This is a genomic window from Terriglobales bacterium, assembly GCA_035543055.1.
Lineage (GTDB): Bacteria > Acidobacteriota > Terriglobia > Terriglobales > Acidobacteriaceae > JAIQFD01.
Map to the genome: position 1 here is coordinate 39347 of DATKKJ010000021.1, position 14390 is coordinate 53736.

Below are 14390 nucleotides of genomic sequence, written 5' to 3' on the forward strand. Positions count from 1 at the left end.
ATGTCGGCGGCAAGCGGGAACGATGCTTTCGAACCCATGCGGCTGCGCATGGTCGCGACCCAGATCTGCGAACGCGGGGTCCGCGATCCACGGGTGCTCGATGCCATGCGGCGCGTGCCCCGGCATCTGTTTGTGCCCCGCGGCCATGAGCGCGACGCCTACGAAGACCACCCCATCCCCATCGGCGAAGGCCAGACGATCTCGCAGCCGTATGTGGTCGCCGCCATGACCGAGGCGTTGGCGCCTCAACCGGAAGACACCGTGCTCGAGATCGGCACCGGATCGGGGTATCAGACCGCGGTGCTGGCCGAGCTGGTGAGCCGGGTGTACTCCATCGAGCGTATCGCCTCACTGGCCAACCGGGGCCGGGAAGCCCTGGAGCGCGCCGGCTACCGGAACGTCTCGGTCGTCGTGGGAGACGGTAGCGAGGGCCTGCCGGGCGCCGCTCCCTTCGACGCCATCCTGGTCACGGCCGCGGCCCCGGCGCTTCCCCAAGCCCTGTTCGACCAGTTGCGCGAGGGTGGGCGCATGGTCGTCCCCATCGGCACCTACGCCGGCCAGCAGCTCTGGCTGGTGCGCAAGGCAGAGGGCAAGCCGGTGAGCACCGGGCTCGACCTTGTCCGTTTTGTCCCCTTGATCGGGGCTCAGGGGTACGACGAAAGCTGGTGACCGGCCGCGCATCCGATAGAATCGTGCTGTGGGACTGGTCCGCAACTTCCGCATCACCCTGGAGATGATCAAGTGGGAGCACTCGGTCTTCGCACTCCCCTTCGCCTTGTGCGGGGCCATGCTGGCGGCGCGGGGCCTGCCGCGCTGGAGCCAGCTCGCTTGGATCATTGTCGCCATGGTTGCGGCGCGCTCCGCTGCCATGGCCTTCAACCGCCTGGCCGACGCCGACTTGGACGCCGCCAATCCCCGCACCGCCTCCCGTGCCCTGCCCGCCGGCCTGCTCTCCCGACGCTTCGTCGGCCTGTTCGTGGTCACCTCAGCGGCAGTGCTAGTGTTCGCCGCCTGGCGCCTCAACCGACTGGCCCTGTATCTGTCTCCTGTGGCTCTGGCCATCCTGCTGCTGTACTCGTACACCAAGCGCTTCACCCGCTGGTCTCACCTGATGCTGGGATTCGCGTTGGGAGCGGCTCCGGCCGCCGCCTGGATCGCGGTCCGCGGCGCCCTCGATCCCCGCATCCTGATCCTCACCGCGGCGGTCACCTTCTGGGTCGGCGGCTTCGATGTCCTCTATGCCTGCCAGGATTATGAGTTCGACCGCCGGGCCGGGCTGCATTCGGTGCCCCGTTATCTGGGCATCGCTCGCGCTCTCCTGCTCGCCCGCCTCCTTCACCTGCTGATGCTGGCGCTGCTGGTCGTGCTGGTACTGGTTTTTCAGCTCGGCGGGATCGCGATCGCGGGTGTGCTGGCGGTGGCCATTCTGCTGGCCTACGAGCATTCCCTGGTCCGCTCGGGGGACCTCAGCCGGCTGAACGCCGCTTTTTTCACCATGAACGGCGTGATCTCGGTGGTGTTCTTCCTCTTCGTGGCTGGTGACCTTCTGCTCCGCACCCGCTGAAATTTTGTTACTTTTTTCTGGCACTCTCTCGTATATCGACATATATTTGTCCTGTTTTGGGACGTGGAAGGTGATTTGCCAAGTTGACGCGGTCTCTGCCGGCTCTGCCGGTGGAGGCCTTTGTCTTTTTTGTGCGCTTCACCCGCCCCCATCACCCGCCTGACCGGTCAGAACGAGGAACCAGCGGTGGACGAAAGGAATGTTTCAATGGCCAAAGAACGTGGGACCGTAAAGTGGTTCAACGCCAGCAAAGGGTATGGGTTCATCCAGCGCGAGCAGGGTGGAGACATTTTTGTGCACCACACCGCCATCCAGGCGGAGGGGTTCCGGACCCTCAATGAAGGCGACGCCGTAGAATTCGAAGTCACCCAGGGACCTAAAGGACTGCAAGCTTCTAACGTGAACCGTTTGTAGCCGCCGAAGGCGGGCGCCGTGGCGCCCGCCTCTTCCGCTCAGCTCCTGCCGCCCGGGCTGACCTGCGGCGCGCCCGTAGGGTAATATCGAGCTAGTGCTCCACGCCTTCCAGACCGACGATGCCGCACTGCGTCCGGTGGCCGAAAAGGTCCTGGCCGGCGCCCGCTTGGACGCCGACGACGCCCGGGCGCTGTACCGGTCAGGAGACGTTCTGGCCGTCGGCTGGCTGGCCAACCACGTTCGCGAGCGACTGCACGGCAACCGCGCTTACTTCAACGTAAACCGTCACATCAATCCCACCAACGTCTGCGTCGCCGCCTGCCGCCTGTGCGCCTTCGGACGCAAGAAAGACGCACCCGGCGCCTACACCATGGCCCTGGAAGAAGCCTGGCAGACCGCGGCCAGCGGCTACTCCGAGGCCATCACCGAGTTCCACATCGTCGGCGGCCTCCACCCCGACCTGCCCTTCGAGTACTTCCTCGATCTCATCCGCGGCCTGAAGCAGCGCTTCCCCCAGGTCCACTTGAAGGCCTTCACCATGGTCGAGATCGCGTACCTCGCCAAGCGGGCCAAGCTGACCACCGGCCAGACCCTGGAGAAACTGAAGGAAGCGGGGGTGGACTCTCTACCCGGGGGCGGGGCCGAGATCTTCGCCGACCGCGTCCGCCATATCATCTGCGACCACAAGATCGACGGTGACCAGTGGCTGGAGACCGCCCGCCTGGCCCACCAGATCGGCCTGAAGTCCAACGCCACCATGCTCTACGGCCACGTGGAGAACGACGACGACCGCATCGACCACCTGCTCAAGCTGCGGGCACTACAGGACGAGACCGGCGGCTTCCAGACTTACATCCCGCTGGCCTTTCACCCGGCCAATACCCCCTTGCAGCACCTGCACACCACCACCGGTCTGCGCGATATCAAGGAGGTGGCCATCGGCCGCCTGCTGCTCGACAACTTTCCCCACGTGAAGTCGTATTGGCAGATGGTCTCGCCCAAGATCGCGCAGATCGCGCTGCGCTTCGGCGCCGACGACATCGACGGCACCGTGGTAGAAGAAAAGATCTACCACGATGCCGGCGCCACCACTCCGCAGGGGCTGCGCCGCCAGGACCTCATCCGCCTCATCAAGGAAGCAGGCCGGGAGCCCATCGAGCGCGACACCCTCTACCGCCCGGTCACCCGCAACGAGACCTCGTTCACCGTATCGGTGTAGCCGCGGTACTGCGGCTTCTCACCCTGAGTCGAGCAATCGCTCCAGTTTCCGCCCCTAGCACCTCAACTGCCGCCAATCCTGACCCGCAAGTGCAACTTCTCATTTTTGCCTTGCGTTACACAGGCAGGTGTAAAATTCTCTCCGGAGCAAGTGCAGCAGCCGCAAGGAACGGCCAGTGGGGTTCCAGCCGCGTCCCGAGGTAGCCATGAACGTCCATATCTCCTACAAGGCCGCAAGAGCTCCCGAGATCGAAAAGGAATTCCACCAACAGATCGAGAAGCTGGGCCGGAGGCTGGCGGTCTTCCGCCCCGACCTGGTGCACTTGAAGGCCATTGTCGAGGAGAATCACCCGCGGGAGGGAACAGCCGTCTCTCTGAACCTGCGCCTGCCCTCCGGGCAGATGGCGGCACAGAAAACCAACCACACCGCCGTCTCTGCGGTCAAAGCAGCCTTTGCTGACCTTGTTTCCCAGCTTACGAAACACAAAGAGCAGCTTCGCGGCCACAAACGGCCCCCGATGCGCCGGCGCACCCAGCGCGACGAATTGCGCAACGCCGTCCCCTTTGAGAGGACCTTCGCCGCCATTCATCCGCCGAAGGTCTCCGACACCGATATTTCCACCTGGATCAACGCCAACCTCGCCCGCCTGAACGCCTTTGTGGAGCGTGAAATTGCCTACCGCGAAGCCAACGGCATGCTGGAAGAAGGCGCCGTGACCCGGGAAGAGGTCGTCAACGAAGCCATCGCTACGGCTTTAGGCGACGAAGAGAAGCCGGAGCTGCTGACCCTGGAGCGCTGGCTCTATCGCCTGGCGCTTCGCTCCATCCACCACATCGTCGCCAACGACACCGAGGCCGTCACCGCCGTCCCCCTGGAGGATTCCGCCCGCAAGCAGAACGTCCGCGGCAGCGACGAGCCCGAACTGCAGTTCCATCAGCCCGACGAGATGCTGCACCGCTCCGACGTCATCCCCGATCGGCGGACCTCGGACCCCGAGCAAGCCGCCTCCTCGGTCGAGATGGTGAACCTGGTGGAGAGCTCGCTGCGCGGCGCCGCCCGCGAAGACCGTGAAGCTTTCATTCTCTTCGCGATCGAGGGCTTCACGCTGGACGAGATTGCGGCCACCACCGACCGCAAGCTCGATCAGGTCCACGCCTCCATCGCCACTGCCCGCGAGCTCGTCCGGCAGAAGATGCCGCCCTCCAGCTTGTGGCGCGAAAAGCTTTTGCGACACACCAAGATCGCCTGAACCCGTTTTTCAGGAGAACGCGATGATCACGCGTGAGGAACTCCGTTATCTGGCAGAGATCGACAACACCGGTGATTCCGCTATCAGCTTCTATTTCCAACCCGAGACTCCGAAGGACCGTTCGCACCGCGAGGAGACCATCCTGCTCAAGGACATGGTCCGCGACGCGCTCCGCCATGCCGGGCGCAGCCCCGGGCACGGCGACAGGAAGAAGGATCTGCACCGCATCCTGGAGAAGGCGGAGCAGTGGAAGGGCGGCTCCAAGGCCAAGGTGATCTTCGCCTGCGGCGCCCGCGGCATCTGGCGGGAATACGAAGTCCCACCCCGCCTCCAGAAGTCACAACTCGTCGTCAATGATCGCTTCCATCTCAAGCCGCTGGCGCGGCTGGTCGAGGCGTTTCCCCGTGCCTGCGTCCTGCTGACCGACCGGGAGCACGCCCGCTTCTTCACCATCCGCGCCGGCGAGATCCAGGAGGCGGGCGAGATCCGGACCCAGACGCCGCGCAAGGCGCGCAGCGACGGCTTCGCCGGCTACGACGCCGGCCACGCCGAGCGCCACGTCGAGAACGAGGCGATGAAGCACTTCAAAGCCGTATCGGACCGCCTGCAGGGCCTGCATCAGTCCGCCGGCTGCGGTTCCTTCCTGGTCGGGTGTCGCGAGGACACCTGGCCTGACATCGAACCGCATTTGCATCCCTATGTGCGCCAGTGCCTCATCGGGCACTTCAATGTTGACCCGGGACTTGCCACCAAGGAGCAGGTGCTGGAGCACGCCAGCCGGCGCCTCCGGGAGCATGAGCAGTCACAGCGCCAGGGGATGGTGCGCGAGGTGCTCGGCGAAGCTCATCGCAACGGGCGCGGCGCAGTCGGCCTGCGCCACGTCCTGATGTCCCTGGAGAAAGGCGAAGTGCAGAGCCTCTTGCTGAGCGACCGCTTCTCCGCCGCCGCCAGCCGCTGCCAGCATTGCGGGCATATGGATATCCGCATGGTCCGCCACTGCGCCGTCTGCGGCCAGAAGACCCGGGAGATCGACGATGTCGCCGATGCCCTCATCGGCATCGCCATTCGCAAGGGCATCTCCGTGGTGTACGTGCGCGACGAGCCGGAGTTCGAGAAGGCCGGCAACATCGGCGCGCTACTTCGCTTCCGTGCCGACCAGAGCACACCCAAGAAACTCGCCGTCTGACCGCGGTCGTCCTTGGCTCTTAGCTCTTGGCTGCCAGACCCTCGGCAGCCTTTGTTTTGCCGACGACCCACGACCGACGACCCACGACCCGCGTGTTATCCTGCTCCGTTTTCGGAGGCCTCATGTCCACTCGTCGTGATTTCATCGCCGGCGCCGCTTTGGGCGCCGCTTCGCTCGCACTCCAGGCTCAGGAAACCAAGCCCGCCGGCCAGGGGCAGGACATCAGCAAGCTCGCTCCCCCCAAGAAGCCGGTCATCGTCTGCAAGAATACCGGCATGGCGCAGCTCGATGGCGCCTATGAGCTGCTCTTGCGCGGCCACGATACGCTCGATGCCTGCCTGTTCATCACCAGGGGCAGGGAGGACGATCCCAACGACACCTCGGTTGGTCTTGGTGGGCTGCCGAACGAAGAAGGGGTCGTCGAGCTGGACGCTTGCGTGATGCATGGCCCCACTCGCCGCGCCGGCGCCGTCGGCGGTGTCCGTAACATCAAGAACGTCTCCGCACTGGCCCGCGTCGTGATGGAGCGCACCGACCATATCTTCCTCGTCGGCGAAGGCGCCGAACGCTTCGCGGTCGCCCAAGGTTTTCAGCGCGAGAACCTGCTCACCGAGCGCGCCCGCAAGACCTGGCTCCTCTGGAAGGAGAGCATGTCCAACCAGGACGACTGGGGGCCCGGACTTTCGTCTCCGGAATGGAAGCCGCCGGCGCCGGTCCCAGCTCCGCCGCAGGGCACGCCCCAGTCGCTGGAGCTGAAGGTCAAGCGCATGGAGCAGGTCGCGTCCGACCTGGGCATCGAGCCCAAATACCGCATGAAGGCGATCCACGACTGCCTTTATCCGCCCAAGGGGACGGTCCACGTCTCCGTAGTCAACGAAAAGGGGGAGATGTCGGGTTCCACCAGCACCAGCGGTCTGGCCTGGAAGCTCCCGGGCCGCGTCGGCGATTCCCCTATCATCGGCGCCGGCTGCTACACCGATCAGGATATCGGTTCAGCGGGCGCGGTGGGCCGCGGGGAAGAGAACATCCGCATCGCCGGCGCCCATGCCATCGTCGAGAACATGCGCCACGGGATGTCGCCGCAGGAGGCGGGCATGGACGCGCTCAAGCGCATCGCACGCAATTTCAACAACGACATGACCCGCCTGCGCTTCGTGGACATGTTCTTTTTCGTCCTGCGCAAGGACGGCGCCTATGCCGGTGTCGGTCTATGGAGCCAGGTCCGTGGCAAGCCCTACAACTTTGCCGTCCACGACGGTGCCGGCAGCCGCATGGAACCCTGCGTCGGCCTCTTCCAGGGCGAAGCCATCTCCTGGCCGCCGGCGCACGCGCCTGCAGCGGGGAAGTAGTACCAAGTACCAGGAGTACCAAGTAAAAGGCCTCCAGCAACAGGAGGCCTCTGTCGCTTCTCGCTTGATACTTGGTACTGGGTACTTGGTACTGCTTACGCGAACCTCACCTTCACATCGTCCCTCTTCTCCAGGTGGATGCTGTCGATGAACCGCACCTTGCCGGTCTGCAGCGTCAGGATGATGGACGACGTTCGTATGCCTTCGCCGAAGAAGCGCACCGGCTTGAGCAACGCTCCCTCGGTCACGCCGGTGGCGGCGAAAATGATCTGCTTGCCCGGCGCCAAGTCGTCCGCAGTGTAGATGTGCTTGACGTCCTTGATGCCCATGGCCGCCATGCGCTCTTCTTGGCCCGGCTTGGTCATCACCAATCGGCCGACCATGTATCCGTTGAGGCAGCGGATCGCGGCCGCGGTCAGCACGCCCTCCGGCGCCCCGCCCGTGCCCATGACCGCGTGCACGCCGGTGCCGATGACGGCCGCGGCGATGCCCGGTGACAGGTCGCCGTCGGTGATCAGCTTGATGCGCGCGCCCGCGGCGCGAATGTCGTTGATCAATTTCTCATGGCGCGGCCGGTCGAGGATCACCACCACCAGGTCTTCCACGTCGCGCGAGAGCGCCTTGGCGATCTGGCGCAGGTTGTGGGCCACGGGTGCATCCAGGTCCACGGCCCCTTTGCACGACGGCCCGACCACGATCTTCTCCATGTAGCAGTCCGGCGCGTGCAGCAGGCCGCCGCTCTCCGACGCCGCCAGCACCGTAATTGAGCCCGGCGACCCAGTCGCGCACAGGTTGGTGCCCTCCAGCGGATCGACCGCGATGTCGATCTCCGGCACCTGGGTGCCGTCGGGGAACTCGGCGCCGACCCTCTCGCCGATATAGAGCATGGGCGCCTCGTCGCGCTCGCCCTCGCCGATCACGATGCGCCCGCGCATCGGCACCGTGTCCATGGTCTTGCGCATGGCCTCCACCGCCACGTGGTCGGCGAACTTGCGGTCGCCCTGGCCCATGGTCTTGGCCGCCGCGATAGCCGCGTTCTCCACCACCCGCAGGAATTCCAGCGCCAGGTCGCTCTCCATGTTCTTGCCGAAACTCTTGGCCAGCGCCTTCACTTCCGGACTAGTCGCCATAGATGAATTTGCCTCCATGCGCCGCGCCCACTCGGCGTTTCTTGGGGACGAGAATGATGCTCCCGCACAGCGCCATCGGTCAACAACGCGAAACGTGCAACGTGAAACGCGAAACGTGCTTCAGATCGCGTCCACGCCCGTGATCGCCTGCCCGATGATCAGGGTGTGGATGTCGTGCGTGCCCTCGTAGGTCTTTACCGATTCCAGGTTCATCATGTGGCGCATGATGGGGTAATCGTCGGTGATGCCGTTGGCGCCCAGCACGTCACGAGCCAGCCGCGCGCACTCCAGCGCCATCCACACGTTGTTCCGCTTGGCCATGGAGATGTGGTACGGCTTGGCTTTCTGCGCGTCCTTCAGCCGTCCGACCTGCAGCACCAGCAACTGCGCCTTGGTGATCTCGGAGATCATCCACACCAGCTTCTCCTGCACCAGCTGGTGCGAGGCTATGGGCTGGTCGCGCCACTGCTTGCGGATCTGCGAGTATTGCAGCGCGGTGTCGTAGCACGACATGGCCGCACCCACCGCGCCCCACGCGATCCCGTAGCGCGCCTGGTTCAAGCACATCAGCGGCGACTTCAGCCCGCCCGACTTCGGCAGCAGGCTCGAGGCCGGCACCCGCACGTCCTGCAGCGACAGCCCGCTGGTCACCGAGGCCCGCAACGACCACTTGCCGTGCACGTCGTCGGCCTTGAAGCCCTTGCGGTCGGTCTCCACGATGAACCCGCGGATCTTGTTGTCCTCGTCCTTCACCTTGGCCCAGATGATGGCGATATTGGCGATCGTCCCCGAGGTGATCCACATCTTCTCGCCGTTCAGGATGTAATCGCTGCCGTCCTTCACCGCATGGGTGGTCATTCCGCCGGGATTGGAGCCGAAGCCCGGCTCGGTCAGCCCGAAGCAGCCGAGGATCTCGCCCTTCTGCATCCCCGGCAGCCACTTCTGCTTCTGCTCGTCGCTGCCGAACTCGTGGATGGGATACATGCAGAGGCCCGACTGCACGCTGACGAAGGAGCGCACGCCGCTGTCGCCGCGCTCCAGTTCCTGCGTCATCAGGCCGTATTCGACATTCGACATTCCCGCACAGCCATAGCCTTGCAGGCTGGCGCCGAAGAAGCCCAGCTCCGCCATCGGCTTCACCAGTTCCTTGGGAAAGCGGCCTTCGCGGTTACACGGCTCGATGATGGGGATGAGGTTCTCTTCGATGAACTTGCGCGTGTTGTCGCGCACCAGGCGCTCATCGTCCGAGAGCAGCGTGTCGAACTCGATGAAGTCCACTCCCTTGAACTTGATCGCGGGCATGGGGCTCCTTGCTTGTCTTCCTTATGATTGCGCAGCGCAGGAAGGAACCCACAAACCTACCAGACGCCAAATCCGAGGGTCAAACCGGATCTCTGCGTACTCCGCGGTCAAATCGCGTATGCTGGGCCCGTAACGTGCCCCAATCCTCTCCCATCGCCGCCGGCTTCCGTACCGCTATCCGCCGGCCGGCGGTATTTTTCGGCGAGATCGCCTGGCGCTGGGCCTTCGGAGCTGCGGCCTGGGGCCTTCTGCTCCTCACCCTCTTTGCTTACCTCGAGAGCCTGACCATCACCGACGCCGACTGGCTCCTGCTGCGCACCAAGGCCCCGCCGCTGATGGCCGAAGCCGTGCGCCACATCCTTAGCGGCAGTGGGCCGCGCCTGTTGCGCGCTGCCGCCATCCTGCTGCCTGCCCTGGCAGCGATGTGGATCGTCGCCGCGTCGTTTGCCCGTTGGGCGAGCCTGCGCGCGCTGATCGAACAACCTCGCGGACGCTTCCGCACCGTGCTTGGGCTGCATTTTCTGCGCGCCGCCGGCGGGCTCGCCGCCTGGATCGGATATCTGGGCGCGCTGCTCATCGCCGGCTTTGCCGCCAGCCGCGACGCCGAAGACCATCCTGGTCTCTTTCTGCTCATTTTCTTTGTGCTCGCCGCGGTCGTCGGGTTCTTCCACGGATGGCTCCGCTGGTACCTGTTCCTGGCCAATATCCTGGCAGTGCGCGACGGCTCCGACGCCTTCTCCGCCATCGCCGCCGCCTTCGACACCTACCGCCGGCGCCGTGCGCGCTTCCTTGCCCTCGCCGCTGCCATGGGCGGCATTCGCCTTTTCCTGCTGATCGGCGTCACCATCGTCAGCCTGGTGCCGGTCTCAGTAGTCGGCTCGGCCTGGAAACTGCTGGCCATCTTGCTGGTCCTCATCACGCTGGCTTATTTCCTGATCGCAGACTTCCTGTTCGTCGCCCGCCTCGCCGCCTACATCGACATCCTGCGCGACGAGCCGGAACCCGAGCCGGCGAGCACAGTTCCGGCCCCTTCCCGGCCGTCGCCGGAATCTGTGTTGGCCTCGACCCACGATCCGCAGCCCATGGCCTCGGGACCGACGACCGACGACCGAGAGCCGACGACCGCGCTCGAGGCCAGTAGCTAGTTCTCGGTCACCCCTTTACACTTATTCTGACATCTGTCACACTCGACCGTGGAACACCGATCTATCGTCATCCTCGACTTCGGCGCGCAGTACAGCCAGCTCATCGCGCGCCGCATCCGCGAACAAAAGGTCTTCTCCGTCCTGGTCCCCTGCACCGCCTCGGTGGACGAGGTGCGTGCCTACAATCCCGCGGGCATCATCTTCTCCGGCGGCCCGTCTTCGGTCTACGACAAGGACGCGCCCACCATGGACGACCGCGTCTTTTCCCTGGGCGTGCCCATCCTCGGCATCTGCTACGGTCTCCAGGTGATGGCGCACAAGCTTGGCGGCCGGGTCAACGCCGGCAAGAAGCGCGAGTTCGGCCACGCCGACATCGCCATCACCGATAAGTCTCCCCTCTTCGATTCGCTACCCGAGCGTATCTCGGTCTGGATGTCGCACGGCGACGAAGCCACCCAGCTGCCCACCGGCTTCCACCTGGTGGCCAAGTCGGAGAACGCGGTCGCCGCCATCGAGAATCCGCAGACCCGCATGTACGCCGTCCAGTTCCATCCTGAAGTTCGGCATACGCCGCTCGGCACCGAGATCCTGAAGAACTTCGTCTTCAAGATCTGTGGCGCGCGCGGGGACTGGACCCCGCAGCGTTTTATCGACGACACCGTTGAGCAGATCAAGCGCCAGGTCGGCGACGGACACGCCATCTGCGCTCTCTCCGGCGGGGTGGATTCCTCGGTGGCCGCCACGCTGGTGCACCGCGCCATCGGCGACCGCCTGACCTGCGTGTTCGTCAACAACGGCGTGCTGCGCCTCAACGAGTTCGAGAAGGTGCAGCAGAACCTGCGCCAGCGCCTGGGGCTCAACGTCGTCGCCGTGGACGCCGGCGAGCGCTTCCTCAAGAAGCTGAAGGGCGTCACCGAGCCGGAGAAGAAGCGCAAGATCATCGGCAACGAATTCATCGCCGTATTCGACGACGCGGTCAAACACCTGCTCAAGGGCGACATCGCGCATAACGCCACGGTTGACGCGAATTACGTAGCGACGGGCGTCCCCGCCCGTCGAAAGCGTGAAACGCGAAACGTGAAACGCGAAACCATCGACTTCCTCGTCCAAGGCACTCTCTACCCCGACGTGATCGAATCCCGCTCCGTGCGCGGTCCCTCGCAGACCATCAAGACCCACCACAACGTCGGCGGCCTGCCCAAGAAGATGAAGCTCAAGCTCATCGAGCCGCTCAAGGACTTGTTCAAGGACGAAGTCCGCCGCATCGGCCGCGACCTGGGGGTGCCGGAAGAATTGCTCGCCCGCCAGCCATTCCCAGGGCCGGGGCTGGCGGTGCGCATCCTGGGCGAGGTCACGCCGGAGCGTATTGCGCTCTTGCAGCAGGCCGACGATATCGTGGTCAGCGAGATCAAGGGCGCGGGACTCTACACCAAGATCTGGCAGTCGTTCGCCGTGCTGCTGCCGGTGATGTCGGTGGGGGTGATGGGCGACGCCCGCACCTACGCTTACACCTGCGCCATCCGCGCCGTGCACTCCGAGGACGGCATGACCGCCGACGTGGTCGAGCTGCCCTGGGAGGTGCTGAAACGCATCTCCACCCGCATCGTGAACGAGGTGAAGGGCATCAACCGCGTGGTGTACGACACGACCTCCAAGCCGCCGGGAACGATCGAGTGGGAGTAAAGACCCCTTGTCACCGCCGAGAACGCAGAGATCGCCGGGAAATCTCACTTCTGTCATCCTGAGCGAGGGCGAACGCCCGAGTGAAGGACCCCTACCGGTACCGGGTCGCAGCATGCCGCCTACAGGCACCTCGGCCCGGCCCCCTACCCCTCGGGGTCATCAGTTCAAACAAAGGATTTAGCTACTGATATCAATGGCATCAGTAGGGACCCTTCGGAAGCCTCAGGGTCTCGGCGTCGGGCTCCCGCTTCGCTCACGCCCGCCAAGCGCCTCGAGATTCACACCCCTCCCCCCTCCCCCTCGATATGTCGATCCAAAGGACTTAGGGGTGAAAGTATGTCGGATATGTCAAAGAGCGAATTCGGCGCGAGCGGTGGGCCCGCTACATCCAGAGTAGCAAATCGGAAGTTGTGGACTTGGCGGTGAAGAATCGGTTCTGGCGTCGAATCAATAAGTTGCAGGGCTGAAAATAAAGTTCTTGACAATAGCTGTTGGCTATACAAATCGAGATTCCGTGATAAACGTATTTTGTTGAACTTAGACGGATGCGACGGCCCGCGCGAGGACGCGCGGGCTACTTTGTGGAGATCTGGATTCCGGGTGGGGCTTCCTCGACTCGGGCTGAAGCCCTCCCTCGGGGTGACAAGAACAGCAGGTCCCTCACGGCTGAAGCCGTTCGGGATGACACCCTCTTTTTCTCGGCGATCTCGGCGGTCAAGAAATAAAGGCGGGTCCGAAAGCCCGCCTCTATGCGCTATGTCCTATGTGCTCTGGACTATCTTCCCGCCATGGCCGGCTCGGGGACTTCGTACTTGGAGAACCACGAGGTCGCGGCCTTCAGCCGCTCGTTGACGTTGTTGATGTTCTTCACGCCCTCGGTCTCCAGCCAGTGGCGGAAGGCCTGCGGGCCCTGGTTGGCGTACACCGGGATGCCGTCTTTCCAAGTGGCGCGGCCGCAGAGCACGCCGTTGAACTTCACCCCGGACTCCGCCGCCAGCTCCAGCGACTCGGTGAACTCGGCGTTCGACACGCCCGCCGACAGGTAGATGAAGGGCCTGGTGGCGACCGCGGCAGCGTCGCGGAACAGCTTCATGGCTTCCTGCTTGGTGTAGGCCTTCTCGCCCTTGTAGGCCTTGGCGCCCTCGACGAACTTCATGTTGATGGGCACTTCGACCTTGAGCACATCCACGCCGTAACGGTCCTTGCTGAACTCGCGCATGGACTCGGTGACGATGCGGGGCTTTTTCTTGGAGTACTCCAGGCCCTTCTCGTCGGCGCCCTCTTCGTAGCCAACGAACTCCAGGAAGAAGGGGACATCGTTGGCGCGGCACTCGTCGCCGATGCGCTCCACCCAGGCATGCTTCTGGTCGTTGACGTCCTTGGGGTCGTCGGGGGTGTAGTAGAGCAGGATCTTGACCGCGTCGGCCCCGGCTTCCTTCAGCCGTTTCGCCGACCAGTGGTTGAGAAGGTCGCCCAGGCGGCCCGGACCGGTCTTGTCGTATCCGGTCTTCTCGTAGGCCAGCAGCAGGCCGGCGTTCTTGGCGCGCCGCTTCGACGCCGGCAGGCCCCACTCGGGGTCGAGCAGGATGGCCGAGGCGTGCGGCGTCAGCACTTCGGTGACCAGCGACTTGAATTCCTCAAGCTGCTTCTCGGTGGCATTGGCGCCCAGCGCTTTTTTCAGCGAGCCGCGCTGGTCCATGGCGGCGGCGGCGATCACGCCCCGCTCGTTCGATACTTTCTTGAGACCGGCAAGCTTTCCAGGGGTCAGTTTCACGGGAGATTCCTCCTAAGCGCGCTGGAAATGATTGGCTGGAGCTCCTGATGGGCCGCGCGCGGGATAACAGGCGACCATTGTACAGCCCTCAGCCCTCAGCCGTCAGCCCTCAGGAAGAGCCGGCACAAAGACTACTGCCTCAACAGGAGGGAACTGAGCACCGCCTGCTGCTTGGCGATCAAGTTTTCCACGCCCTTACGCGCAAGGTCGGTCATCTTCTTGAGCTGGGCGTCATCGAAGGGCTTCTGCTCGGCGGTGGCCTGCATCTCGACGAACTTCTTGCCGCCGGTCATGACGAAGTTCATGTCCACCTCGGCGCGAGAGTCCTCCTCATAGCTGAGGTCGAGCATGATCTCGCCGTCCACGATGCCCACG

General features: G+C 64.2%; 13 protein-coding genes. 9 read left to right on the forward strand and 4 right to left on the reverse strand.

The window, feature by feature from the left end:
- The 7 genes from VMS96_01475 to VMS96_01505 all read left to right on the forward strand — a co-directional run bounded on the left by VMS96_01475 (position 1) and on the right by VMS96_01505 (position 6981).
- The gene (locus tag VMS96_01475; protein HVP42068.1) at positions 1–669 is read left to right on the forward strand and encodes a protein-L-isoaspartate(D-aspartate) O-methyltransferase; all 669 of its coding nucleotides are present in this window, start codon (positions 1–3) and stop codon (positions 667–669) included.
- 28 nt (positions 670–697) lie between these two features.
- Positions 698–1564 carry a UbiA-like polyprenyltransferase gene (locus VMS96_01480; GenBank protein ID HVP42069.1) on the forward strand — a complete coding sequence of 289 codons (867 nt, stop codon included), beginning with the start codon at positions 698–700 and terminating at the stop codon, positions 1562–1564.
- A 207-nt stretch (positions 1565–1771) separates the two neighbouring features.
- The gene (locus VMS96_01485) at positions 1772–1978 is read left to right on the forward strand and encodes a cold shock domain-containing protein (GenBank protein HVP42070.1); all 207 of its coding nucleotides are present in this window, start codon (positions 1772–1774) and stop codon (positions 1976–1978) included.
- A 94-nt stretch (positions 1979–2072) separates the two neighbouring features.
- The gene (mqnE, locus tag VMS96_01490) at positions 2073–3197 is read left to right on the forward strand and encodes an aminofutalosine synthase MqnE (GenBank protein HVP42071.1); all 1125 of its coding nucleotides are present in this window, start codon (positions 2073–2075) and stop codon (positions 3195–3197) included.
- Between the two features lie 205 nt (positions 3198–3402).
- Complete coding sequence (locus VMS96_01495) at positions 3403–4446, forward strand: hypothetical protein (GenBank protein HVP42072.1); 1044 nt, start codon at positions 3403–3405, stop codon at positions 4444–4446.
- A 22-nt stretch (positions 4447–4468) separates the two neighbouring features.
- Positions 4469–5632 carry a hypothetical protein gene (locus VMS96_01500; protein HVP42073.1) on the forward strand — a complete coding sequence of 388 codons (1164 nt, stop codon included), beginning with the start codon at positions 4469–4471 and terminating at the stop codon, positions 5630–5632.
- Between the two features lie 122 nt (positions 5633–5754).
- Positions 5755–6981 carry a N(4)-(beta-N-acetylglucosaminyl)-L-asparaginase gene (locus tag VMS96_01505; protein ID HVP42074.1) on the forward strand — a complete coding sequence of 409 codons (1227 nt, stop codon included), beginning with the start codon at positions 5755–5757 and terminating at the stop codon, positions 6979–6981.
- A 95-nt stretch (positions 6982–7076) separates the two neighbouring features.
- On the opposite strand, the gene glpX is transcribed toward VMS96_01505, so the two are convergent.
- Both glpX and VMS96_01515 read right to left on the reverse strand, forming a co-directional pair.
- Positions 7077–8111 carry a class II fructose-bisphosphatase gene (gene glpX / locus VMS96_01510; protein HVP42075.1) on the reverse strand — a complete coding sequence of 345 codons (1035 nt, stop codon included), beginning with the start codon at positions 8109–8111 and terminating at the stop codon, positions 7077–7079.
- Positions 8112–8231: 120 nt separating this feature from the next.
- Positions 8232–9413, reverse strand: a complete 1182-nt coding sequence (locus VMS96_01515) for an acyl-CoA dehydrogenase family protein (GenBank protein HVP42076.1) — start codon at positions 9411–9413, stop codon at positions 8232–8234.
- 134 nt (positions 9414–9547) lie between these two features.
- On the opposite strand from VMS96_01515, the gene VMS96_01520 reads away from it, so the two are divergent.
- Both VMS96_01520 and guaA read left to right on the forward strand, forming a co-directional pair.
- Entirely contained in the window at positions 9548–10558 is a 1011-nt protein-coding gene (locus VMS96_01520) for a hypothetical protein (protein HVP42077.1), read from the forward strand.
- A gap of 48 nt (positions 10559–10606) precedes the next feature.
- Positions 10607–12241: a glutamine-hydrolyzing GMP synthase gene (guaA, locus tag VMS96_01525; GenBank protein ID HVP42078.1), complete on the forward strand. Its 1635-nt coding sequence runs from the start codon at positions 10607–10609 to the stop codon at positions 12239–12241.
- Between the two features lie 775 nt (positions 12242–13016).
- On the opposite strand, the gene VMS96_01530 is transcribed toward guaA, so the two are convergent.
- Both VMS96_01530 and VMS96_01535 read right to left on the reverse strand, forming a co-directional pair.
- On the reverse strand, positions 13017–14015 hold the full coding sequence (locus VMS96_01530; protein HVP42079.1) for a tagatose 1,6-diphosphate aldolase: 999 nt from the start codon (positions 14013–14015) through the stop codon (positions 13017–13019).
- A 131-nt stretch (positions 14016–14146) separates the two neighbouring features.
- Positions 14147–14390 (reverse strand): hypothetical protein (locus tag VMS96_01535; protein ID HVP42080.1); only part of this gene is annotated, 244 nt, incomplete at its 5' end.

Excerpts from the sequence above, each read along its gene's own strand:
- VMS96_01505 (HVP42074.1), top strand. The coding sequence starts at position 5,755 with ATGTCCACTCGTCGTGATTTCATCGCCGGCGCCGCTTTGGGCGCCGCT.
- VMS96_01495 (HVP42072.1), top strand. The coding sequence starts at position 3,403 with ATGAACGTCCATATCTCCTACAAGGCCGCAAGAGCTCCCGAGATCGAA.
- VMS96_01515 (HVP42076.1), bottom strand. The coding sequence starts at position 9,413 with ATGCCCGCGATCAAGTTCAAGGGAGTGGACTTCATCGAGTTCGACACG.
- glpX (HVP42075.1), bottom strand. The coding sequence starts at position 8,111 with ATGGCGACTAGTCCGGAAGTGAAGGCGCTGGCCAAGAGTTTCGGCAAG.
- VMS96_01485 (HVP42070.1), top strand. The coding sequence starts at position 1,772 with ATGGCCAAAGAACGTGGGACCGTAAAGTGGTTCAACGCCAGCAAAGGG.
- VMS96_01500 (HVP42073.1), top strand. The coding sequence starts at position 4,469 with ATGATCACGCGTGAGGAACTCCGTTATCTGGCAGAGATCGACAACACC.
- VMS96_01475 (HVP42068.1), top strand. The coding sequence starts at position 1 with ATGTCGGCGGCAAGCGGGAACGATGCTTTCGAACCCATGCGGCTGCGC.